Genomic DNA, 21,436 nt, shown 5'->3' on the forward strand with positions numbered 1-21,436 from the left:
GGCGGCGTCCGGGCCCGCTCTATCCTCAGAGCCGGCGGAAGCGCACTTCGTCGACCATGAGCTCGGTGCCGGTGCTGTCGGTGCCGCCATTGACGGTCAGTCCGAGATATTGGGCCTTGCACGACTCCGGGATCTCGACCTCCGTGCCGGTGTTCCCCGTCTCGAACAGCTTGGTCGATCGCGCGGGGCCGTCGGCGCAGGTCAGCGTCCAGACCGCCGAGGAGCCTTCGCTCGAGCTGGTCTTGGTCTGGCGGGCCGTGAACTGGTAGCGCCCCGGTGCGAGCAGCAGGAGCTTGCGCAGCACCTCCTCGCGCGCATTGGCCGAGGTCGAGACATGGAAGCGGAACTTCCCGCCTTGCGATGCTTCGAACCCCACCGAGCTATCCCCTCCGGTCTGGACGCGCCAGGTGATGGGCGCGAAGCGCGGATCGATATGGGCGGCATCGAAGTCGGTGCTGGTCAGCACCGTGCCCGAGGCGCCGGGAAGCGTCGCATAGTAGCGCCGCACAACGTCGAAACTGCCCTTCTCGGCGAGCTGAGCCAGTATCGCGGACTCGAGCGAGGCGCTGTTGAGCCGCCCGGTGCGGATCAGGATCTCGGCAAAGGCCGGCAGATTGTCGGTCTGCTGATGCGCGATATAGTCGGCGAATTCGGGCAGCCAGTCCGCGCGCTGCTTCACATATTTGGCCAGGCCGGCGCTGATCGCGGGATCGTCGATCGCCCCGGCCAGGATCGGATAAAGGACCGGGCCCGCGCTGTCGTCGGTGCGCAGCGCCACGTCGTAGCGCGCCAGGGTCGCCGGCACGTCGCCCTGTGCGGCGCTGTCTTCGATCAGCCAAAGCTGGGTCGGCAGGTCGCGGCGGGACAGGCGATCGGACAGCAGGATCAATTTGCGGGCCTTGGCCTTGTTGCCGGCCGCTTCCTCGGTGAAGGCGAGTACCCGCAGTGCCCGGGGGTTGATCGCCTGGCCGTCCAGCGAGCGACCGGCGAGATCGGCGATTTCCCCGCGATCCTCGGTGACCGCCGACGGGCTGCCCATCACGAGCCGATCGGCATGCACCGCCAGCGCGACCGCGTTCGACTTGTTGAATCGCAATGCCGCCAGTGGATTGCGGCTCTGGGTGACCGAGCCATAGGCGTTCGCGAACGCCGCATAGGCGAGGACGGCCCCGCCCAGCGTGAACCCGCCCAGCCGCAGCCATAGGCCGAGCGGCAGGGCAGGGCGCCTGGCGGAACGCGACGGCCGGCGGCTCATGCGGCGTCGCGCGTGTCGCTGCCCGGCCCGTAGCCATAGCCATAGCCGTAGCCATAGCCATAGCCGGCCTGACGCTGCTTCAGCTTGGTCAGGACGACGCCGTAGATATGTGCATGGACCGAGCGCAGGCGGTCGATCGCGCCCTTCACGCCGCGGATCGCCACACCCTCGGCTTCGGCCACCACGATGCAGCCCTCGACCGCGCGGGACAGCAGCGGCGCATCGGCCAGGCCCAGGATCGGCGGTGCGTCGATCACGACATGCTCGAAATGCTCGGTGAGCTGCTTGATCAGCAGCAGCACGCGGTCGCTGGAAAGCAGCTCGGCGGCGCTCGGCGGCATCGGGCCGGCGGTGATGATGCTGAGGTTCGCGAAACGCGTCTCCTGCACCATCGGGCGCCAGTCATTCTCGCCCGCCAGGAAATTGCTGAGACCGCGATCATTGTGCAGGCCCAGCATCGCGTTGAGCGAGGGGGAGCGCATATCGGCATCGACGATGACGACCCGCTTGCCGACCCGCGCCAGCAGCGAGGCGAGCGCGAAGCTGGTCGTGCTCTTGCCTTCCGCTGCGCGCGTGCTCGTGACCATGAACGAGCGCGGCACGCCGTGATCGGACGAGAAGGCCAGATTCGAGCGGATACTGAGATAGGCTTCGGCGAGATGGGACTTCACGTCGCTCAGCAGATCGAGCGTGGAGCCGCCTTCGACGGCGGGGACGCTGCCGAGGAGCGGGAGGTGGAGCAGCCTGTTCACCTGACCAGGCTCGCGCAGGCCCTCGTCGATCTGGTCGAGCGCGAACACCGCGACGCCGGAAACCAGCAGGCCGAGGACGAGCGCAACCGCCAGGTTGACGAACAGGCGTGGGGAGGCGGGCGATTCGGGAATGCGCGCCGCATCCACCACCGACACATTGTTGGTGCCGATGCCGGCGACCCCGATCTCCTTGTAGCGCTGGAGCAGGCCCTCATAGATCTGGCGGTTGGTGTCCGCCTCGCGCTGGTAGATATTATACTGGATGCTGTCGCTCTGCTGGTTCTGCAGGCGCCCCTTCAGCTCGGCGACGCGCTGCTGCAGGCCGAGCTCGCGCGCCTTGGCCTCGGCATAATTGGCCGAGACGTTGGTCTGCACGCGGCTCTCCTCGCGCGCGATGCTCTGGTCGAGGACCTGGAGCTGATTGGCCAGCGCCTTCGCGGCGGGATATTCCGGCTCGAACTGGACGAGCACCTTCGAATATTCGGCGGCGACCTCGGCGCGGCGCTGGCGCAGGCCGTTGATCGCCGGATTCGTCAGCGCATTGTCGGCGGCACCGCGCGCATTGTTCGAGCGCAGTCGGCTCTCCGCGGCGATCCGCTGGCTCGTCGCTTCCGCCAGGGCGGAGTTGAGCGCGTCGAGATCCTGGGAGACGAGCGTGCGCTCGACCGTGGTGCGGCCGCCGCTCTGGTTCTGCCCGAGCGAGACGATGTCCTTCTCGTTCGCATAGGTCACGACTTCGCGCTCCGAACGCTCCAGCTTGGTGCGCAGATCGTTGAGGCGGTTCTCCAGATATTTGCGCGCGTCGGCCGTGGAAGCGAAGCGGCGATCCATGTTGGCTGCGATGAACTGGTTCACCCAGGCATTGGCGATCGCGGCCGCCAGCTCGGGCGAGGCGCTGCGATAGCTCACGTCGATCAGGCGCGATCGGGCGATCGGCGAAATCACGACGTGATCGAGGAGAAGCGAGATCGCCATCTTCGAACGGCGGGCCCGCTCGCTGGCCGTGAGCACCTTGGTATCCTCGCTGAACAGCGCGTTCTTGTCGGGATTGACGCCATGGCTGGCGAAGAACGCGTTGTTGGTGCCGAGCTTGAGCTCGCGCTCCACCCGCTCGGCCAGCGAGCGGGCCTGCAGCAGCGAATATTGGGTCTGGTAGAATTCCTGGTCGCGGCCCTCCTCCTCGGAATCCAGGCCCTGAACGTTGGTGACCTTCTTCTGCTCGCGGCTGATCTCGATGCGCGAGGTCGCCCGGAACTGCGGGGTCGAAAGCAGGGTGACGATCACACCAGCCACCAGGCTGGCCACGAGAACACCCGCAATCACCCATTTCCAGCGCAGCACGACGTGCCAATATTGCAGCAGAACCGGCGCCTCGATCGGCGCCGGAGCGCCCTGGCCGGCGAGCTGAGGCTCGCCGGCGGGCGTACCGCCGTTTCCGAACTGGTTGTTAGACGAGGAGGTCAACATTTCGGGTCCTAAATTCGGAAGCTCACAGGTTCTGCAGCAGGACCACGAGCGGCCCGATCAGCAGAGACGAGGAGGTGAGGATGTCCTTGAAGAGGCGGCGCGCCGGGGAATCGCCCACGACGACCACGTCGTTGGCGAACACTTCCGGATCGTCATAGGCGCCCTGGCGGATCGCCTTGAGGTTGTAGAGGGCCGCCATCTTCTGCCCGTTCACGGTGCGGAAGATCACGACGTCGTCGAGCTTGGCGAATTCGGTGGTGCCCTTGGCCGTCGCGACGGCGCGCATCAGGGTCATGCGACCGATCACCGGATAGAGGCCGGGCTCGCGCACCTGGCCGTCGACCGTGATCACCTGGCTCACCGTTTCCATGAGGTTCACGGTGACCTGGGGATCGCGAATGAAGCGCTCGCGCAGGCGCTGCTCGAGCAGGGTCTCGACCTCGCCCGGCGTATGCCCCGCGGCTTCGATCGTGCCGGCGAGCGGGAAGGAGATGCGGCCGCTGGCGTCGGTCTGAACTTCCTTGGTGCTCAGCTCGGGAATGCCGAAAACGTCGATCTTCAGCTTGTCGAACGGACCGATCAGATAGGGCCGGTCGCTGGCGAACAAGTCGTTGCGCGTGGGAGCCGGCATGCTCGATGCATCAACGACTTGCAGCTTCGCACTACCCGTCAGCTGGGTACGGCCCACACAACCCCCGAGCAACGCCGCTGCGAGGACCATCAGTAAAAAACGCCCGCCCATAATCTTCCCTGCAAAGTTCTCGGGTCTCTAGCCCACGTCTAATTTGTGCGCCAGCACAATTGCCTAAACGGGCCGGCTACGGTGCTTGCGTTGCCGATGCGTTACATCCGGCTCCGAAATCGATCGGGACGTCGCATTGGACATCCAGACTGCCGCGATTACGAGCAGAACGGCAAGCGACGGCGTGCGCAGCGGATAATCGACCGTGCTCGCGGTCGCCAGCATCACCACCACCGCGGCTCCGGCCTGCGCCAGCACTTCGGAGCGGGAAGCCTGGTGCCTCCTGCGCAGCATGCCGAAGACGGCGATGGTCCAGCCCGCGGCGGCGGCGACCAGCAGGAGCAAGGCCGGCAGGCCGTCGGTCACCAGCACTTCGATCCAGTCATTGTGCGCATGGTTGAAATAGGTGCGGGTGAGGAGCGCGTTCTGCTCGACTATCCGGTAGACGTCCTCGAAGGAGCCGGCGCCCGACCCGAACGGGAAATAGCTCGGAACCAGCTCGCGCACCGATTGCCAGGCGAGCCAGCGTTCGTCGTCGCGGCCGCTCGAATCGACGAGGCGCTGGATGGCGGAGGCGCGCGAGAGCAGGATCGAGATCGCCACAAGGGCGATCGCCCCGCCGGCGATGAGCACGGTCGTCAGCTTCGCGCGGCGGGAGTCCCCGGCCTCGGCCCTGGGGAAACGATATACGAAAAGGGCGCAGGCCAGGCCGAGGCCGAGCAGCAGCACCCCGGCGCGCGAGCCGATGAGCAGGATCAGCGGCACCAGTATCGCGCCGATGCCGAGCGCGATGCCGCCGCGGATGGCCGCGGTGCGGCGATCGGCGACGCCCACACAGGCAAAGGCGGCGAGGAGGGGGAACAGCGCGGTCAGCAGCGCCGCCTGATGGTTGCGGTTGGCGAACAGCCCGGGCGCGCTCGCGCCGTTGGTGATGCGGTAGAGATAGAAGGCATTGCCCGGGGCCCCGGAGAACTGGAGCATGCCCAGCACCGCGCTCACGCCCGCCAGCGCGATGATGACCAGCAGCAGCCGGGGCTGCAATTGCGGCCTGCAGCGTACGGCCCAGACCAGTGCGGTCAGCGGTACGAGCAGCGAGAAGAGTGCGTTCCAGGTGCGCCAGGGCACCAGGCTGAGCGGGCGCCACGCGGAGATCCCGGCGGCCTTGTCGATATCGGCGGCCAGCCCGCGGCCGGGCAGCGCCTGCCAGAGGGCGGGGGGCAGCGGCACCAGTTGCAGCGCGAGCCACAGGACGCAGGCGGCGGCGAAGGCGAACAGGAAGCGGTGGCCGTTCAGCTGCTCGCGGGTGAGGCCCCACAGGCCGGCGATGAGGAACAGGGCGGCGACCGGGCGCAGGAAGACCAGCGAGGCAATGTCGCTGCGGCTGCCGCCACCGGTCAGGAAGGCAATGACGACAAAGGCCGACAGGACCCAGATCGGGTAATTCTTCCGCAGGTCGGTGATGAAGGCGCTTTGCATGACTACCCTTCCGCTGGCTTCGTTGTCAGGCGGTCAATGTCGACCGATACGTCTCTGGTCAGGCTTCGGGGCCGGCCTGAAGGACCCAGCGCTCGTCACGCTCGAACCCCATGGCCGAAAGAATGCCGCTGGCATAGGCTCCGGTATCGAGGCCGATGCGATTGGGTAATGATTCTACGTCGCTCGTGATGGTGTGCCCGTGCACGATAAGTTTGTCGAACTGGCCGCGAAAGTCGAGGAATTCGTCGCGGATCCAGCGCAGGTCGCTGGTGCGCTGATGGTCCAGTGCGCGGCCGGGGCGCACGCCCGCATGGACAAAGGCATAGTCGCCGATGACGATCATGTCCTCGAAGCTCTTGAGGAAGGCGATGTGGTGCTCGGGCACGGCCTCGCGCAGCAGCGCGGCCAGCTCGGCATAGCCTGCGGCATTGTACACGTCCTCGGGAATGCCGTAGCTGAGCCCCGTCTCCCGTCCGCCGATGCGGCAGAACAGGGGCAGGATCCGGGCATCATTCTCGATCGCCCGCAGGAAGATCTCCTCGTGGTTGCCGAGCAGGAAGCGGGTGTCGGGGCGCTGCTCGCGAAGGGCGATCAGCCGCTCGACGACCTGGGCCGAGGCGGGGCCGCGATCGACCAGATCGCCCAGGAAGATCAGCTGTGAGGTGGCGGGGCCGCGCGCGGCATTGTCCGCGTCGATGCGCTGGAGCAGCTGGTCGAGGAGCAGGTCGCAGCCATGAATGTCGCCCACGGCATAGATGCGCATGCCGACGGGTATTGCCGCCGGGGCGGGCGGCGGGGCGCTCTTTCGGGAAAGTAGCTTGAAAACCATTGCCTTGCGGTCATAGCACACCGCGTACGCATCGCCATCCGAGGAAGATGGCCGGGCGCGCGGAAGGCCGGAAATCCGGTCCCGGCGGCGCGGCGGTGTCAATGGAATGGCGGCGCGTACGCTGCACATAAAAAAGTGGCGGCCAGGGGCCGCCACTTCCTAACTCTATCGAGCAGCCGAGACTACGGGCTCTTGGGCGAGTCGTCGCTGTTCGCGAGGATCACGGCGCCGCCGATGATGGCGACGGTCGCGAGAACGCCGATCAGGACAGCCGGAGCCAGCTCGCTCTTCTTCGAGCTCGCGGTCGAAGCGCGGACGCCCGACAGCGACAGCTTGGACGCGCTCGTCGGAGCGGCCAGAACAGGGGCGGTTGCCATCGACGCGATAGCAGCAGCCGTAAGAAGCTTAGTGAACACTCTCTTTTCTCCCTCTTTCGAGCTCTGGTGCTCTCGTCGAACAGCCCTATGACACAGGACCCATTCAGCCGCAACACCTCAAACCTGGCCCCGGCGAGAAAGTTCTCGACGTGATCCATTAGCAACACCGGTCCGGTTGGCCCAGACTCATCGATACGTGCCCCGGGCGACCCGCACCGAGTGGTTGCGGAACCGTCCTTAACGCGCCGCACCAATATCGCCAAGGGGTTAATGAAGCGTCATTGGCGAAATGATCTTGTTTCGCAACGACTAGAGAGAATTTCATGTTACGTTTTTGTTGCTTCGTGGATCGTTTGACGTGGGTGCGCTGCAAAAAACCCATTCCTTTCCGTAGCTCGCATGGATGATGTCGGGGGAAGGTCGCGGAGATTTGGCATCGGCATCGCGGCACCGTAGGAAAGGAACATGAGATTCCTGTTCCGCGATCGCGGGCGGCGTGCCCGCCGTCTTGGCCTGCTGGCCGTCAGCTGTGCCCCGCTGGTCCTTTGGGGAGCGTCCGCGCGCGCGGACGATGGCCCGCTCTTCGAGGCGGTGCGCGCGGCGGACCTGCGGGTGGCGAGCATTGGCTGGAAGCTCGCGGTTTCGAACGCGCCGCTTTGCGACCGGCTGGAGGCCGGTACCGGCATGCAGCTCCATACGCTCGACCAGTTCGACGCCGCCAGGCGCGAATCGGCACGGAAGCATTTCGGCTTCCCGACGCCGGTGGCGGTGGAGGGAGTCGTCGCGGGCGGCCCGGCCGAGAAGGCCGGCCTGCGGAGTGATGATGCCCTTGTACGGATCGGATCGATCGAGATCGCAGGGCTCGCCGGGCGGCCGGGCACGACGGACCGGCTGGTGGCCGCGCAGCAGGCCATCGCCGCGCTCCCCATCGGCGAGCCCGTCGCGGTCGATGTGCTGCGCGCCGGTGCCCCCGTCCGTCTCACGCTCCGGTCGGTGCCGGCCTGCAGGTCGCGCTTCGAACTGGAGCTGGATGGTGGCTTCGGCGCGTCCGCCGACGGCACGATGGTGCAAATCGGCTCCGGTTTCCTCGACGACTATCCGGACGACCAGCTCGCCGCGGTGATCGCCCACGAATTCGCGCACAACATCCTGCATCACCGCGAGCGACTGGAGGCGCGGGGCGTCGCCTATGGCCTGCTGGCCGGATTTGGCGGCAACGTGAAGTATTTCCGCCAGACCGAGGTGCAGGCCGACCTGCTCTCGGTATATCTGCTCGCCAACGCGAACTATCCGGTTCGCGCGCCGATCGCGTTCTGGCGGAGTTTCGGTCCGAGCAAGGCGGGCGGTGTCCTGCGCAGCCGCTCGCATCCGGCCTGGCGCGACCGGGTCGCCACATTGGAGGCGGAGGCCGCCAAGGTCGAGGGGATCTCCGCGCGCCCGATCATTCCGGCGAGTCTGGCGGAGCGTGGCGCGCCGCTTGACGGCAATTGGCAGTCCATCCTGATCCGCAGCCGTTGATCGGATCGATTCGGACATAATTGCGAAACGGCTTACCCGTCGTTATGGGCGCCCGATTGATCCGAAGAGGCGCTTCTCGAATGACCATCAAGCCGCTGCGCAAGGCCGTGTTCCCCGTGGGCGGTCTGGGTACCCGCTTCCTGCCCGCCACGAAGGCACTGCCCAAGGAGATGCTGCCGGTCGTCGATCGCCCGCTGATCCAATATGCCGTCGACGAGGCGCTGGAGGCCGGCATCGAGCAGATGATCTTCGTGACCGGTCGCGGCAAGAGCGCGATCGAGGATCATTTCGACATCGCCTATGAGCTCGAGACGACCATGTCGGCGCGCGGCAAGTCGCTCGAGCTTCTCGACGCGACCCGGCTGAAGCCCGGCGCGGTCGCCTATGTCCGCCAGCAGGAGCCGATGGGCCTGGGGCACGCCGTATGGTGCGCCCGCGACATCGTGGGGGACGAGCCCTTCGCCGTGCTGCTCGCCGACGACTTCATGATGGGCCGGCCCGGCTGCCTGAAGCAGATGGTCGATGCGTATAATCAGGTGGGCGGCAACCTGATCTGCGCCGAGATCGTCCCCGACGACCAGACTCATCGCTACGGCATCATCACGCCCGGCGCGCGGAATGGCGCGCTGACGGAGGTGAAGGGCCTGGTCGAGAAGCCGGCCCCGGGCACCGCGCCCTCCAACCTCTCGGTGATCGGCCGGTATATCCTGCAGCCCGAGGTGATGCGCCTGCTCGAGAAGCAGGAGAAGGGCGCCGGCGGCGAGATCCAGCTGACGGATGCGATGGCGCAGATGGTCGGCGGCCAGCGTTTCCACGGCGTCACCTTCGACGGCGTGCGCTACGATTGCGGCGACAAGGCAGGCTTCATCCAGGCCAATATCGCGGTGGCGCTGGAACGCGAGGACATGGCGCCGGCAATCCGCGCGTTCGTGGCCAGCCGCTGCCCCGGCTGAGCCGAGGATCGCGTGTCCGCGCCGCGGTGACGGCGGGTGAAGCCCTATGCCGCGGCCAGGCGGCCCGGGATCAAGCCCGGACCACCTTGTCCGAGGCGATGCCCGCCTTGCCGCAGGCGTTGCGCGTGTCGATCACCAGCTTCGCCGCATCGACCAGCGCGCCGTAATCGACCGCGTCGTGATCGGTGGCGATCAGCACCGCGTCATAGTTCGCGATCCCCGCCGCGTTCCACGCCACGCCGTGCCGGAAGTTGAGCGTCGGATGCTCGCGGGTATTGTCGATCTGGGCGACATGGGGATCGTGGAAGTCGGCGGTGGCGCCGCGTGCCTCGATCATCTCCATCAGGCGGAGCGACGGGCTCTCCCGGATATCCTCGACATTCTTCTTGTAGGCCACGCCCAGCACCAGGATCCGCGCGCCGCGCAGGCCCCGGCCGAAGCGGGCGTCCATCGTGTCGGCGAGGACGCGGACGACGTGCTGCGGCATGTCCGCGTTGATCTGTCCGGCCAGCTCGATGAACTTGGTGTGCTGGTTGTACTCGCGCGCCTTCCAGGTGAGGTAGAAGGGGTCGATCGGGATGCAGTGCCCGCCCAGGCCCGGGCCGGGATAGAAGGGCATGAAGCCGAACGGCTTGGATTTCGCCGCGTCGATCACTTCCCACACGTCGATGTCCATCGCAGTGAAGATGAGCTTGAGCTCGTTGACCAGCGCGATGTTGACGGCGCGGAACACGTTCTCCGTGATCTTCACTGCCTCCGCCGTGGCGGCGGACGAGACCTGGATCGCCTGGGGGACGATGTGGCGATAGACCGAAAGCGCGAGCGCAGCGGACACGCCGTCGTCGGCGCCGACCACCTTCGGGATCTTGGTGGTCGAATAGGTCGGGTTGCCGGGGTCCTCGCGCTCCGGCGAATAGGCGAGGAAGAAGTCCTTGCCGGCGACGAGGCCGGTTTCCTCGAGGATCGGCTGCATCACTTCGGCAGTGGTGCCGGGATAGGTGGTCGATTCGAGGATGACGAGCTGGCCGCGGCGCAGCGTCCTCGCGATCGCGCGGGTGGTGGTCTCGACATATTTCAGGTCGGGCTCGAGATGGCGGGTGAGCGGCGTGGGGACGCAGATCAGCACCACGTCCGCTTCGTCCAGCCGGCCAAGATCGGCGGTGGCGCGCAGCTTCGCGTTCGCGACGAGCGGTGCGACCCGGGCGGCGTCGATATGCTTGATATAGCTCTCGCCGGCCTCGAGCGCGTCGATCTTGGCCTGGTCGACGTCGAAGGCGAGGACGGGGCAGCCGGCCTCACCAAAGGCCATGGCGAGCGGCAGGCCGACATAGCCCATGCCGATCACGCCGATGATCGCCGTGCCGCCTTCGATCCGCGCCTGAAGCTTGAGCCCGTGCGCGGGCCATTCGATGCTCATCGGGAAACCCCATAACGGTGGAAGTACGCTTGCGCGCCTTCATGCCGGAACAGGGGTTTCAGTTTCGATAATGCGCCAGATACCAATCGACGAAGGCGGGAATGCCCTGGCTCGGCGGCGTCGAGGGCGCATAGCCGGTAAGCGCCTTGAGCAGGGCCGAGCTGGCTTCGGTCGCCGGCACGTCGCCCTGCTGCATCGGCATGAAGTTCTTGATGGCTTCCTTGCCCAGCGCGCGCTCGATCTCGCCGATATAGTCCATCAGCTGGGTCTGCCGGCCCGCGCCGATATTGACGGTACGGAAGGGCGCGACCGGGGACAGGCTGTCGCCCTCGACCGGCACGGTGCCGGGGATGGCTTCGGTGAGCTTGACGATCGCTTCGGCCAGGTCGTCGACATAGGTGAAGTCGCGGACCATCTGGCCGTTATTGTAGATGTCGATCGGCTCGCCGGCGAGGATGCCGCGCGTGAACTTGAACAACGCCATGTCCGGCCGGCCCCAGGGGCCATAGACCGTGAAGAAGCGGAAGAAGGTCATCGGCGTCTTGTAGAGATGCGCGTAGCTGTGCCCCATCAGCTCGGTCGCGCCCTTGGTGGCGGCGTAGAAGCTGAGCGGCGTGGCGGTACGCTGCGTCTCGGTGAAGGGCATGTCGGTGTTCGCGCCATAGACCGAGCTGGTGGAGGCGGCGAGCAGGTGCTTCGTGGCGTGGCGGCGGGCCAGCTCGAGCACGTTGAACGTGCCGATCAGATTGGCCGCGACATAGCTCTCGGGTGCGTCGATCGAATAGCGCACGCCGGCTTGCGCGGCGAGATGGATCACCACGTCCGGCCGGAATTCGGCCCAGGCATCGCCGAACGCCGCCATGTCGTCGATCGAGACCCGGGCGACGCGGAAATCGGGATGGTTCGACAGGATGTCGTTGCGCGCTTCCTTGAGCGCGGGATCATAATAGTCGCTGAAATTGTCGACGCCGAGCACGGTCGCACCGCGCTGGAGCAGCCTGCTCGCGGTATGGAAGCCGATGAAGCCGGCCGAGCCGGTGACGAGGACGCGGGTCATGGGGCGGCAGGTGCCCGAAGCGGGGTGGGAAGTCCAGTTCCCCGCATCGGGGACGACACCTCGCGGTTGCCGGCAGGCGGATCAGTTCTTCCTGGATCGGAGCTCGAGAAACCTGCGCGCGAAGGGCTCGGGTCTCTCGGCCTTGAACGTGGCATCGCCAAAGCCGAGATCGATCTTGCCGGCGGCGCATATATATTTCGAGGCCAGGTGCAGGGGCGTTCCCGGTTTTACCGGGCTCCACCCTGACGCACCGGACAGGTCGCCATTGGGGTTGCTGTAATCCAGGTAGCGAAATCGCCCGGCGGCACAGTCGAAGTCGAGATGCAGGCCGAATGCGCTGGTCTGGCTGACCGCGCGAAACATGCCCGACATGGTCTCGGGACCAGCCTTGATACTGGCGCGATCGACAAGGTAGAGCGTGTCGCCATCGCCATTGATGCCGATCGGTGCCCATTCCGATTCGATGGCGAGCGTGCCGGGCGCAAGCAAGGCGGCAAGAACCAGGTTCATCAACATCGCGGCCCCCTCCAGAACATCCTCATCGAGGTTCCGATTGCCCCAGTTCCGATGGCGCTTCAATGGCGATCCATGGGCGCGGGGATTGTGGCCGACGGGGGAGGATCAGGATTGGGTGCCCCGGCATTCGCGACAGGCCGGGCAGCCGGGGTCCTTGGGCAAGCTAAGCGTCCGGAACCGAAAGGCGAGCGCATCGACCAGTAGCAGCTTGCCGGCCGGATCCTCGCCAAAGGGAGCGATGGCGCGGATCGCCTCCAGCGCGGCGAGGCTGCCCATCACGCCGGTGAGCGCGCCGAGCACTCCCTGCTCGGCACAGCTGATGCCGGGGCGCTCGGGATCCTGGCCGACGAAGCAGCGATAGCAGGGCTTGTCCGCCTCCCAGCCGCGGAACACGCCGAGCTGCCCTTCGAATTCGGAGACGGCCGCGGAGACGAGCGGGACGCGGTGGCGGAGGCACGCATCGGCGACGGCAAGGCGGGTGGTGAAATTGTCGGTGCCATCGATCACCACGTCGTAATCGCGGGCTTGCTCGGCCTTGCCCTGGTCTATCCGGTCCTGAACCGCGTAGACCTCGATATGGGGGTTGAGCGCATGCGCCCGCGCTTTGGCGGCGGCGACTTTGCGCTTGCCGAGATCCTTCGTGGCGAACAGGGTCTGGCGTTGCAGGTTCGAAAGCTCGACGCGATCGTCATCGACGATGAAGAGCGTGCCGATGCCGGCCGCCGCCAGATATTCGATCGCCGGCGAGCCGATCCCGCCCGCGCCGACCACCAGCACCCGCGCGGCCTTCAGGCGCAGCTGCCCGCCGCCGCCGATCTCGCGCAGCACGATGTGGCGGGCATAGCGCTCCAGCTCCGTGTCGGAGAGGTTCATTGCGGCAGGGTGAAGGTGAGGGTCGTGCTGTACCATTGCTCGCTCGCGCCGGGGCGCGGGAGCAGATTGGCCCGGGCGAAGCCCGCCGCGAGGGCCGCGGCATATTGCTCGACCGAGGGACAGGCGATCGCGCGCGGCACGGTGGTGCGGATCGCGCCATTCTCGTCGACCAGCACCGCGATCGAGACTTCGAGCGTGCCCGGCTTGGGCGTGGTGCATTTGCGCAGCTTCACTTCGCGCTGGACGAAGCCCTGCATGTCCGGCGTGAGCACCGGAGGCGTGCGCCAGGGCAGGGGCGGCAGCGCGGCCCAATCGATCGGCGCCGCCTGGAGCGCCGTGGCGAGGAGAAGCGATCCGATCACGTGCCTGTCGATCCGAAGCCCCCGATGCCCCGCGCCGTTTCGTCGAGCGTCGCCACTTCCTCGAGCGCCGCATGCTGGACCGGTGCGGGCACGAGCTGCGCGATCCGGTCTCCGCGCGCGACGGGGAACGGCGCGTCGCCAAGATTGGCGAGGATCACCTTGACCTCGCCGCGATAGTCGCTGTCGATCGTGCCGGGCGTGTTGAGGCAAGTGACGCCGTGCTTGAGCGCGAGGCCGGAGCGCGGCCGCACCTGCACTTCATAGCCCGGCGGAATCGCCATCGCGAAGCCGGTCGCCACCGCATGGCGGGCGCCGGGGGCGAGCACCACCGCCTCGGCCGCGACCACGTCCATGCCGGCGGCGCCTGCAGTGGCATAGGCGGGGAGCGGCAGGCCCGCACCATGCGGCAGGCGTTGGAGCGCGATACGGATCGGAGCGGACATCAAGACTTTCCTGGGAGGGCGGCGGCGAGGCGCTGGAGCGCGGAGATCACCTCGGGATCGCCGAGCAGCTCATGGCCCTTGCCGGGGATGATGCGGAAATCGGTGGCGATCCCGCGCAGCGACAGCGCCTCGGCATAGAGGCGCGAGAAGCGGAGCGGCGTGGTCTTGTCGTCGGCGCCCACCAGCACCGCGGCGCGCAGGCTGGGCGGTATGCCGCCGACGAGCTTGACCGGGTCGAGGCTGTCGACCGGCGCGTCCCAGAGCGGCGTGGGCGCGACCGTCTTCATGTGCTTGCGCCATTCGGGCAGGGCGCAGGGACAGGAGACGAGGACGACGCCGTCGACCAGATGCGGCCAGGTGGCGGCGAGGTCGGCCGCGATCGCCGCGCCGCCCGAATGGCCGACCAGCACGGTGCGGGCCTGGCCGTAGCGGTGCTGGAGATGGCGGATCGTCCCGGCCACGGCCGCGATGCGATCGGGCGTGTAGTTGTCGCCGGTCGTCTGGCCGCGCTCGCCCGGGGAGCGATGGCCCTGCGGGTCCTCATAGCCGGGGCGCAGCAGGGCGACCGCGATGCTGTTCGGCACCGCATCGGCGGCGGCGCGGGCGAAGGCATATTGATAGTCCGGCTTGGCGGCCGGCGCATCGCCGTGCAGGACGACGATCAGTGTGCGCACCTGGCGCGCCGGGACATTGCCGAAGCTCTGGGAATAGAGGCCCGTGACCGGCGCGCCGGCCGGGGCATCCAGGCGGGCGGCGGGCGTGCTGCAGGCGGCAAGGCCCCCGCCGAGCAGCAGCAGCGCGAGGCTAGAGCGCATCGGCGATACGCTGCGCGAGCCGGCGGGCGACTTCGTCCTTGGGCAGTCTTTCCCAGTGTTCGACACCGTCGGCGGTGACGAGATGGATGGCATTGGCTTCACCGCCCATCACATCGCCCGAAACATCGTTGGCGACAATCCAGTCCGCGCCCTTGCGAGTGCGTTTCGCGGTGGCATGTTCGACGACACGCTCCGTTTCCGCGGCGAATCCCACCACCAGCGCCGGTCGGCGCGGGCTGGCGGCGAGCATGGCGAGGATATCGGGGTTCTCGGAGAGCTGGAGGCTGGGCGGGGCGCCGCCTTCCTTCTTGATCTTCTGGGCGGCGGCATCGGCACGCCAGTCGCCCACCGCCGCGACCATCACTGCGGCATCGGCGGGCAGCGCCTGGGCGACGGCATTGGCCATGTCCTGCGCGGTCTCGACGTCGATGCGGGAGACGCCCGGCGGCGTGGCGAGAGCGACCGGCCCGGAGACGAGCGTGACGCGCGCACCCTGGGCGGCGAGCGCCCCGGCAATGGCATAGCCCTGCTTCCCCGAGGAACGATTGGCGATGTAGCGCACCGGATCGATCGGCTCATGGGTGGGGCCGGCGGTGACGAGGATGTGCTTGCCGGCGAGCCTGCCGCCGGTGCCGCCGCCGAAATGGCGCTGGATCGCGGCCAGGATCGCCGCGGGCTCGGGCAGGCGGCCGGGGCCGTACTCGCCACAGGCCATCGGGCCTTCATCCGGCTCGAGCACCGTCACGCCATCGCTGCGCAGGGTGGCGACGTTGCGGCGGGTGGCGGCGTGCTGCCACATCCGCACGTTCATCGCCGGGGCCGCGAGCACTGGCTTGTCGGTGGCGAGCAGCAGGGTGGTGGCGAGATCATCGGCGATGCCGGCCGCCATCTTCGCCATCAGGTCGGCGGTGGCGGGCGCGACCACGACCAGGTCCGCCTCGCGGCTCAGCTGGATATGGCCCATCTCGGCCTCGTCCTTGAGGTCCCAGAGCGTCGTATGGACCTGGTTCTCGCTGAGCGCCGCGAGCGTCATCGGCGTGACGAAATGCTGGCCGCCGGCGGTGAGCACGCATTTCACTTCGATCCCGGCCTTGCGGCACAGGCGGATCAGCTCGCACGCCTTGTAGGCCGCGATGCCGCCGCCGACGATCAGGAGGATCTTCTTGGTCATGCGCGCCAAGCTCCCCGGCGGATGCGCCATGCCGTGAGGGCGCCGAGTACGCTCGCCAAATAGAGGTAGAATGCTGGAACCACATAGTTCCAGGCGGTGATTGTCATGCGGTCAAACGGCTCCACCGCCACAAACCCCTCGAACAACAGGACGATTGGGGTAGCCGCGGCAAGTCCGAGGAGCAGCCAGATGCTCAATGGCTTGGGGCCGTTGTTCTCGACAAAACGGACCAGGAACACGAAGATCCAGGCCACAATGGCAGCTATGATTGCGGTGATCATCGCGAATGGCAGGATTCCCGGGGACCAGTCAGCAAAGTCAAGGCCTTGCTCCGAACCAAGCCCGCGCCAGGCGTCTATCGCGAGGCAGAGCGTCGTGCTGATCGCGAAGGGCACGAAGGCACCCGCCAACCATGCCTGCGCCCAGCTGCCGCCGCGGGTTGAAGCCATGCTGCTCATCGCACCACCTTTGTCACGGTGATCCTACGCCTGTCGAGCGCCTGGCGGAACAGGTCGCGCAGCCCGTCGGGCGCGAAGGCGAGTCCGATCAGCGAGAGCGGCGCGACCATGAGCGCCCAATAGAAAGTGTCCGGCCGGGCGAACAGCGCGATCGCCAGTCCGAAGGCGGCGAGCGTGCCGGCGACGCGGCCTGCGGCCTGGTCCCTCCAGCCGATCCAGCCGAACAGCGACAGCGTGACGAGCAGTGCCGCGAGCGCCATCGGCAGGAGTCGCAGCGCGGTCGACAGCGCCATCGCCTTGGCGAAGAAGCCATAGCCGTGCAGCCCCGCCCAGCCGGGCGAGGCCGGGTCGGCGGCGGTGGTGACCTGGCCCACCGCCCAGGCATGGAAGCCGAGCGCGACGGCGAGGCAGGCGATCGCCGCGCCCCAGCCGATCGCCTCGCGCTTCTGGCCTTCCAGCCAGGCGGCGGCGAGCATGACCAGCGCGAACAGCGCGGCGGTCTCGCGGATCAGCATGGCGAGCAGTGCGATCCCCACCGCCTCGATCCAGCGGCCCTGGCGGCGGATGCCAAGCGAAAGCGCGACGAGCAGCCCTGCCCAGATCTCGTGGAACGCCCAGAGATCGGGCTGGACGAACGCCATCAGCCCGGCGGCGAGCAGGGCGAGGCCGATGGCCACGGGCGGCCAGCGTGTCATCCCGGCGCGCAGCCTGCTGCCCCAGACGGCGAAGACCGATGCGACGAGCAGATAGAGCAGGCCCATCGTCGCCAGGCGGGGAAGATGCGCCTGGACCATCGCCAGGCCCGGCAGGCGGAACGTGACGAAGGGACGCAGCGGATAATTGCCGGCGCGCAGCGCGTCGGCGGCGACTTCGTAATAGCCGCCGCCATGGCGCACGCCCGCGACGATGCTCTCATAGAGCACCACGTCGCTCTGGTCGTCGGCGCGCTTGGCGGGGTCGCCGCTCACCGGCGGCGGGCCGGCGGTGACCAGGGCGGTCAGCGAGAGCAGCAGGAACAGGCCGAGCACCGCCAGCGCGATCCGGGCACGGGCGCGGCCGAGCGCGGCGAAGCGCGTCGGCTCGGCCAGCCAGCGGATCGCAGGCAGCTTCACGAGAGCAGGTACATCATGATCGCGGCGCCCACCGCGCCGGAAAGCACGGCCACCGCCGCATAGCGCCAGCCGCCGACCACGCGGATGCGCTCGATCTCCTTGAGCGGCGGCGCGGGCGGGGCGCCGCCCGGCGCGGGGAAGCGCCGCTCGATGTTGCGGATCAGGTCGGGCAGGCGGGCAAGGGTACGGATGTCCTCGACCAGGCGGTCGGCGATCTTGGCCTCGGGGCCCAGCTCGGTGCGGATCCATTCGCGCACGAACGGCGCCGAGACGTCCCACAGGTTGATGTCGGGATCGAGCGTGCGCGCCACGCCCTCGACCATCACCATCGTCTTCTGGAGGAGAAGGAGGTGCGGCTGGGTCTGCATGTCGAAGTCGCGCGTGATCGAGAACAGGCCGTCGAGCATCGCGCCCATCGACATGTCCTTGACCGGCAGGCCGCGCATCGGCTCGCCGACCGCGCGCAGCGCCGTGGCGAACTCGGCGACATTGTGGTGCGGGGGCACATAGCCGGCTTCGAAATGGATCTCGGCGACGCGCTTGTAGTTGCCGGTGATCAGCCCGTAGAGGATCTCGGCGAGCCAGACCCGGGCGCGCCGGTCGATCCGGCCCATGATGCCGAAGTCGATCGCGGCGATGCGGCCGTCGGGAAGCGCGAAGAGATTCCCCTGGTGCATGTCGGCATGGAAGAAGCCCTCGGCGATCGCCTGGCGCAGAAAGGCGCGGATCAGCCGGCCGGCCAGGACGCTCGGATCGTGCCCCGCGGCGACGATCCGGTCGCGATGCGAGAGCTTGATGCCGTCGATCCATTCGAGCGTCAGCACCTTGCCGGTGGTGCGCTGCCAGTCGATCTGCGGGACCATGAAATCGGGCTCAGCCTGCATGCCCTCGGCCAGCTCCGAAGCGGAGGCGGCTTCGCGGCGCAGATCGAGCTCGCGCGCGGTCCAGCGCTTGAAGGTCTCGATGACGAGGCGGGGGCGCAGGCGCGACGCCTCGCCGCCCATGCTCTCGACCTGGGCGGCCGCCCATTCATAGGTGTCGATCGCCTTGGCGAACTCGGCCTCGATCCCCGGGCGCAGCACCTTCACCGCGACCTGGCGGCCATCGGTGGTGATCGCGCGGTGGACCTGCGCGATCGAGGCGGCGCCGATCGGCGTCTCGTCGAACGCGGCGAAAAAGGTCTCGAGCGGGCGGCCGAAGCTGCTCTCGATCCGCTGGCGGATCACCGGGAAGGACAAGGGCGGCAGCGCGTCCTGCAGGCGGAGCAGGTCATGGGCGGCTTCGTCGCCGACCAGGTCGGGGCGGGTGGCGAGCGTCTGGCCGAGCTTGATCGCCGCCGGGCCGATCGCCTGGAAGGCATCGGCATAGCGCGGCACCTGGGGCACGCGCGCGCCGAAGCGGGCGATCCGGGCGATCCGGCGGACGGGCCGGGGCGTGTGCGGATCCTGCTCGATGCCGCGCAGTGCGCCGTGGCGCGCGAGGATGCGGCCCCATTTGAGCAGCCGCCAGAGATGGATGGCGGGTGCGGTCATGCGGGGAAGCCGGCATCCCGGCGGAAGCCGGGATCTCGGGCAGCAAGCCGTTCGCGCCGTCGCATGCGATCCCGGCTTTCGCCGGGATGACGGAAATGGGCCGACGTCACCGAGTTCAAATCTTCCAGCCCGAATGGATCGCGACCAGCCCGCCGAGCAGCGGCTCGACCTTGGTCTGGGTGAAGCCGGCCTCGCGGATCATCCGCTCGAACTCGGGCATGGGCGGGAAGCGGCGGATCGATTCGACCAGATAGCGATAGCTGTCCGCGTCGCCCGTGAGCAGCTGGCCGAGCTTGGGGACCAGCTTGTGCGAATAGGCGTCATAGACTTCGGAGAAGCCCGGCCACTGGGTGGTCGAGAATTCGAGCACGAACAGCCGGCCGCCGCGCTTGAGCACGCGGCGTGCCTCGCGCAGCGCCTTGGGGATGTCGGTCACGTTCCGGATGCCGAAGGCGATGGTATAGGCGTCGAAGAACTTGTCGGGCCATTGCAGCTGCTCGGCATTGGCCTCGCTCCACACCAGGCTCCCGGTGTCGGGCTCGCGCCCGCTGGCGATCCCGCGTTCGGCGGCGCGCTCGACGCCGACGGCGAGCATTTCCGGATTGATGTCCGCCACGGTGATCGACGCACCGGACTTGACCATGCGGAAGGCGATGTCGCCGGTGCCGCCGGCCATGTCGAGGATATGCTCGCCCGCGCGCGGCTTCACGCGGCGGACGAACTTGTCCTTCCACAAGCGATGAAGGCCGCCCGACATGGCGTCGTTCATCAGGTCGTATTTCGAAGCGACGCTGGAGAAGACCTCGCCGACGCGGCGGGTCTTTTCCTCGGGGGCCACGTCTTCGTAGCCGAAGGAGACGGTGTCGGTCATGGGAGCGGCTCTAGCGAGCGTTTCCGCGCTCGTCATCGCCTTTAAACTCGTCGTCCCCGCGAAGGCGGGGATCCAGAGTCGCGAGGGAAGCGCTCTGCCACCCTGGATCCCCGCCTTCGCGGGGATGACGAATTGGGGGCGGGTAGGTTAGGGAACCCTCATGCCTGAACTCCCCGAAGTAGAGACCACAGTGCGCGGCCTGGAGCCCGTGCTCAGGGGCGAGACGATCACGCGCGTCACGCTGCACCGCGGCGACCTGCGCCGGCCGTTTCCCGAGGGGCTCGGCCAGCGGCTGACCGGCGCGACCGTCACCGGGCTGGGGCGGCGCGCCAAATATGGGCTGATCGAGACGAATCGCGGCGACACGCTGATCTTCCATCTCGGCATGTCCGGGCGCTGGCGGATCGATCCCGGGGAGATCGGCAAGCACGACCATCTGGTGCTGGAGACGCAGCATCACCGGCTCGCGCTGAACGACCCGCGGCGATTCGGCTCGGTCGACCTTGTGCCGACGGCGGCGATGGCAGCCTGGCCGCCCTTCGCCGCGCTCGGGCCGGAGCCGCTGGGGCCGGACTTCGACGCAGCGCATCTGGCGCGGGTGTTCAAGGACCGGATCGCGCCGGTAAAGGCGCTGCTGCTCGATCAGCGCACGGTGGCGGGCCTGGGCAATATCTATGTGTGCGAGGCGCTCTACATCGCCGGCATCGCGCCCATGCGCGAAGGCGGCTCGATCGCGAAGGCGCGGCTGGCGAAGCTGGCCGCCGCGATTCGCGAAGTGCTGGAAGGCGCGATCCGCGCCGGCGGCTCCACGATCCGCGACTATGCCAGGCCCGATGGCGAGCTGGGCTATTTCGCCAGGGAGTGGCGAGTCTATGGCCGGGAAGGCGAGCCGTGCGGTTGCGGCGGCCTGGTCGAGCGGCGGGTGGATTCGGGGCGCTCCACCTTCTGGTGCCCGAAATGCCAGTCGTAATGGTTGACCCGAATCGCCGGTAGCGCTAAGGGGCCCGTCTTTCCGGGCGTGGCGGCATGTTCCCCGCGCCCTAAACATTTCGAGCTAGGAACGAGACGGCATGGCGAATACGCCGCAAGCGAAGAAGCGTATCCGGCGCAATGCGCGCCGCGCGGAGATCAACGGCACGCGCGTGAGCCGTATCCGCACCTTCGTGAAGAAGGTCGAGTCGGCCCTCGAGGCCGGCGACAAGGCCGCGGCCGCTGCCGCGCTCGCCGCTGCGCAGCCGGAGATGGCGCGCGGCGTCGCCAAGGGCGTGCTCCACAAGAACACTGCCTCGCGCAAGTTCGCACGTCTCAACAAGCGCGTCGAAGCGCTGGCGTAATCGTAATTTTTTCGTAATAAAACCCCGCGGGACCCCGGTTCCGCGGGGTTTTTGTCGTGTCTGACAAGGGTTTGCGGAACGAATCAAGGTTAGCCCATGGAACCCT

At 67.7% G+C, this 21,436-nt stretch carries 22 protein-coding genes; 4 read left to right on the forward strand and 18 right to left on the reverse strand.

Annotation, left to right across the window (positions count from 1 at the left end; genetic code table 11):
• Positions 1-25: 25 nt before the first annotated feature.
• The 6 genes from ACIQCS_RS02610 to ACIQCS_RS02635 form a co-directional block, all read right to left on the reverse strand.
• Entirely contained in the window at positions 26-1,255 is a 1,230-nt protein-coding gene (locus ACIQCS_RS02610) for a hypothetical protein (RefSeq protein ID WP_345850881.1), read from the reverse strand.
• Complete coding sequence (locus tag ACIQCS_RS02615) at positions 1,252-3,474, reverse strand: polysaccharide biosynthesis tyrosine autokinase (RefSeq protein WP_345850882.1); 2,223 nt, start codon at positions 3,472-3,474, stop codon at positions 1,252-1,254. The genes ACIQCS_RS02610 and ACIQCS_RS02615 overlap by 4 nt, the downstream gene beginning before the upstream one ends.
• A 22-nt stretch (positions 3,475-3,496) precedes the next feature.
• Positions 3,497-4,105 (reverse strand): polysaccharide biosynthesis/export family protein, encoded by a 609-nt coding sequence (locus tag ACIQCS_RS02620; RefSeq protein ID WP_294049651.1) that lies wholly within the window; start codon positions 4,103-4,105, stop codon positions 3,497-3,499.
• 174 nt (positions 4,106-4,279) lie between these two features.
• A complete protein-coding gene (locus ACIQCS_RS02625; protein ID WP_345850885.1) occupies positions 4,280-5,692 on the reverse strand; it encodes an O-antigen ligase family protein in 1,413 nt (470 codons plus the stop codon).
• Between the two features lie 58 nt (positions 5,693-5,750).
• Positions 5,751-6,455, reverse strand: a complete 705-nt coding sequence (locus tag ACIQCS_RS02630) for a metallophosphoesterase (RefSeq protein WP_345850886.1) — start codon at positions 6,453-6,455, stop codon at positions 5,751-5,753.
• 248 nt (positions 6,456-6,703) lie between these two features.
• Positions 6,704-6,937 (reverse strand): hypothetical protein, encoded by a 234-nt coding sequence (locus tag ACIQCS_RS02635; RefSeq protein WP_401529980.1) that lies wholly within the window; start codon positions 6,935-6,937, stop codon positions 6,704-6,706.
• Positions 6,938-7,363: 426 nt separating this feature from the next.
• Between ACIQCS_RS02635 and ACIQCS_RS02640 the strand changes: the two genes are divergently transcribed.
• Together ACIQCS_RS02640 and galU are read left to right on the forward strand one after the other, a co-directional pair.
• Positions 7,364-8,416, forward strand: coding sequence for a M48 family metallopeptidase (locus tag ACIQCS_RS02640; protein ID WP_345850888.1), 1,053 nt, complete (start codon positions 7,364-7,366; stop codon positions 8,414-8,416).
• A gap of 80 nt (positions 8,417-8,496) precedes the next feature.
• Entirely contained in the window at positions 8,497-9,369 is an 873-nt protein-coding gene (gene galU, locus ACIQCS_RS02645) for a UTP--glucose-1-phosphate uridylyltransferase GalU (RefSeq protein ID WP_345850889.1), read from the forward strand.
• 70 nt (positions 9,370-9,439) lie between these two features.
• Here galU and ACIQCS_RS02650 read toward each other — a convergent pair whose 3' ends face one another.
• The 12 genes from ACIQCS_RS02650 to ACIQCS_RS02705 all read right to left on the reverse strand — a co-directional run bounded on the left by ACIQCS_RS02650 (position 9,440) and on the right by ACIQCS_RS02705 (position 19,996).
• Complete coding sequence (locus tag ACIQCS_RS02650; protein WP_345850890.1) at positions 9,440-10,786, reverse strand: nucleotide sugar dehydrogenase; 1,347 nt, start codon at positions 10,784-10,786, stop codon at positions 9,440-9,442.
• Positions 10,787-10,844: 58 nt separating this feature from the next.
• Positions 10,845-11,843, reverse strand: a complete 999-nt coding sequence (locus ACIQCS_RS02655) for an NAD-dependent epimerase/dehydratase family protein (protein ID WP_345850891.1) — start codon at positions 11,841-11,843, stop codon at positions 10,845-10,847.
• Between the two features lie 81 nt (positions 11,844-11,924).
• On the reverse strand, positions 11,925-12,353 hold the full coding sequence (locus tag ACIQCS_RS02660) for a hypothetical protein (protein ID WP_345850892.1): 429 nt from the start codon (positions 12,351-12,353) through the stop codon (positions 11,925-11,927).
• 111 nt (positions 12,354-12,464) lie between these two features.
• The gene (locus ACIQCS_RS02665) at positions 12,465-13,232 is read right to left on the reverse strand and encodes a molybdopterin-synthase adenylyltransferase MoeB (protein WP_345850894.1); all 768 of its coding nucleotides are present in this window, start codon (positions 13,230-13,232) and stop codon (positions 12,465-12,467) included.
• Positions 13,229-13,594 (reverse strand): hypothetical protein, encoded by a 366-nt coding sequence (locus tag ACIQCS_RS02670; protein WP_345850896.1) that lies wholly within the window; start codon positions 13,592-13,594, stop codon positions 13,229-13,231. Before ACIQCS_RS02670 ends, ACIQCS_RS02665 begins: the two co-directional genes overlap by 4 nt.
• The gene (gene dut, locus ACIQCS_RS02675) at positions 13,591-14,037 is read right to left on the reverse strand and encodes a dUTP diphosphatase (RefSeq protein WP_280278216.1); all 447 of its coding nucleotides are present in this window, start codon (positions 14,035-14,037) and stop codon (positions 13,591-13,593) included. Before dut ends, ACIQCS_RS02670 begins: the two co-directional genes overlap by 4 nt.
• On the reverse strand, positions 14,037-14,852 hold the full coding sequence (locus ACIQCS_RS02680) for an alpha/beta fold hydrolase (protein ID WP_345850898.1): 816 nt from the start codon (positions 14,850-14,852) through the stop codon (positions 14,037-14,039). The genes dut and ACIQCS_RS02680 overlap by 1 nt, the downstream gene beginning before the upstream one ends.
• Entirely contained in the window at positions 14,842-16,023 is a 1,182-nt protein-coding gene (gene coaBC, locus ACIQCS_RS02685; protein ID WP_345850899.1) for a bifunctional phosphopantothenoylcysteine decarboxylase/phosphopantothenate--cysteine ligase CoaBC, read from the reverse strand. The genes ACIQCS_RS02680 and coaBC overlap by 11 nt, the downstream gene beginning before the upstream one ends.
• A complete protein-coding gene (locus tag ACIQCS_RS02690) occupies positions 16,020-16,481 on the reverse strand; it encodes a hypothetical protein (protein ID WP_345850900.1) in 462 nt (153 codons plus the stop codon). The genes coaBC and ACIQCS_RS02690 overlap by 4 nt, the downstream gene beginning before the upstream one ends.
• Positions 16,478-17,593 (reverse strand): hypothetical protein, encoded by a 1,116-nt coding sequence (locus ACIQCS_RS02695; RefSeq protein WP_345850901.1) that lies wholly within the window; start codon positions 17,591-17,593, stop codon positions 16,478-16,480. Before ACIQCS_RS02695 ends, ACIQCS_RS02690 begins: the two co-directional genes overlap by 4 nt.
• The gene (ubiB, locus tag ACIQCS_RS02700; RefSeq protein ID WP_345850902.1) at positions 17,590-19,125 is read right to left on the reverse strand and encodes a 2-polyprenylphenol 6-hydroxylase; all 1,536 of its coding nucleotides are present in this window, start codon (positions 19,123-19,125) and stop codon (positions 17,590-17,592) included. The genes ACIQCS_RS02695 and ubiB overlap by 4 nt, the downstream gene beginning before the upstream one ends.
• A 115-nt stretch (positions 19,126-19,240) precedes the next feature.
• Entirely contained in the window at positions 19,241-19,996 is a 756-nt protein-coding gene (locus ACIQCS_RS02705; protein ID WP_345850904.1) for a class I SAM-dependent methyltransferase, read from the reverse strand.
• A 160-nt stretch (positions 19,997-20,156) separates the two neighbouring features.
• Between ACIQCS_RS02705 and mutM the strand changes: the two genes are divergently transcribed.
• Both mutM and rpsT read left to right on the forward strand, forming a co-directional pair.
• Positions 20,157-20,966, forward strand: coding sequence for a bifunctional DNA-formamidopyrimidine glycosylase/DNA-(apurinic or apyrimidinic site) lyase (mutM, locus tag ACIQCS_RS02710; protein ID WP_345850906.1), 810 nt, complete (start codon positions 20,157-20,159; stop codon positions 20,964-20,966).
• 100 nt (positions 20,967-21,066) lie between these two features.
• Positions 21,067-21,330, forward strand: coding sequence for a 30S ribosomal protein S20 (gene rpsT / locus ACIQCS_RS02715; protein ID WP_086128864.1), 264 nt, complete (start codon positions 21,067-21,069; stop codon positions 21,328-21,330).
• Positions 21,331-21,436: the final 106 nt, after the last annotated feature.

Origin of the sequence: Sphingomonas sp. NPDC092440, assembly GCF_044754985.1 — a bacterium.
GTDB lineage: Bacteria > Pseudomonadota > Alphaproteobacteria > Sphingomonadales > Sphingomonadaceae > Sphingomonas.

Bases quoted from the DNA above. Each gene is read 5' to 3' on its own strand.
- ACIQCS_RS02610 (WP_345850881.1), bottom strand. From the start codon at position 1,255: ATGAGCCGCCGGCCGTCGCGTTCCGCCAGGCGCCCTGCCCTGCCGCTC.
- ACIQCS_RS02615 (WP_345850882.1), bottom strand. From the start codon at position 3,474: ATGTTGACCTCCTCGTCTAACAACCAGTTCGGAAACGGCGGTACGCCC.
- ACIQCS_RS02620 (WP_294049651.1), bottom strand. From the start codon at position 4,105: ATGCCGGCTCCCACGCGCAACGACTTGTTCGCCAGCGACCGGCCCTAT.
- ACIQCS_RS02625 (WP_345850885.1), bottom strand. From the start codon at position 5,692: ATGCAAAGCGCCTTCATCACCGACCTGCGGAAGAATTACCCGATCTGG.
- ACIQCS_RS02630 (WP_345850886.1), bottom strand. From the start codon at position 6,455: ATGCGCATCTATGCCGTGGGCGACATTCATGGCTGCGACCTGCTCCTC.
- ACIQCS_RS02640 (WP_345850888.1), top strand. From the start codon at position 7,364: ATGAGATTCCTGTTCCGCGATCGCGGGCGGCGTGCCCGCCGTCTTGGC.
- galU (WP_345850889.1), top strand. From the start codon at position 8,497: ATGACCATCAAGCCGCTGCGCAAGGCCGTGTTCCCCGTGGGCGGTCTG.
- ACIQCS_RS02650 (WP_345850890.1), bottom strand. From the start codon at position 10,786: ATGAGCATCGAATGGCCCGCGCACGGGCTCAAGCTTCAGGCGCGGATC.
- ACIQCS_RS02655 (WP_345850891.1), bottom strand. From the start codon at position 11,843: ATGACCCGCGTCCTCGTCACCGGCTCGGCCGGCTTCATCGGCTTCCAT.
- ACIQCS_RS02660 (WP_345850892.1), bottom strand. From the start codon at position 12,353: ATGAACCTGGTTCTTGCCGCCTTGCTTGCGCCCGGCACGCTCGCCATC.
- ACIQCS_RS02665 (WP_345850894.1), bottom strand. From the start codon at position 13,232: ATGAACCTCTCCGACACGGAGCTGGAGCGCTATGCCCGCCACATCGTG.
- dut (WP_280278216.1), bottom strand. From the start codon at position 14,037: ATGTCCGCTCCGATCCGTATCGCGCTCCAACGCCTGCCGCATGGTGCG.
- ACIQCS_RS02680 (WP_345850898.1), bottom strand. From the start codon at position 14,852: ATGCGCTCTAGCCTCGCGCTGCTGCTGCTCGGCGGGGGCCTTGCCGCC.
- coaBC (WP_345850899.1), bottom strand. From the start codon at position 16,023: ATGACCAAGAAGATCCTCCTGATCGTCGGCGGCGGCATCGCGGCCTAC.
- ACIQCS_RS02690 (WP_345850900.1), bottom strand. From the start codon at position 16,481: ATGAGCAGCATGGCTTCAACCCGCGGCGGCAGCTGGGCGCAGGCATGG.
- ubiB (WP_345850902.1), bottom strand. From the start codon at position 19,125: ATGACCGCACCCGCCATCCATCTCTGGCGGCTGCTCAAATGGGGCCGC.
- ACIQCS_RS02705 (WP_345850904.1), bottom strand. From the start codon at position 19,996: ATGACCGACACCGTCTCCTTCGGCTACGAAGACGTGGCCCCCGAGGAA.
- mutM (WP_345850906.1), top strand. From the start codon at position 20,157: ATGCCTGAACTCCCCGAAGTAGAGACCACAGTGCGCGGCCTGGAGCCC.
- rpsT (WP_086128864.1), top strand. From the start codon at position 21,067: ATGGCGAATACGCCGCAAGCGAAGAAGCGTATCCGGCGCAATGCGCGC.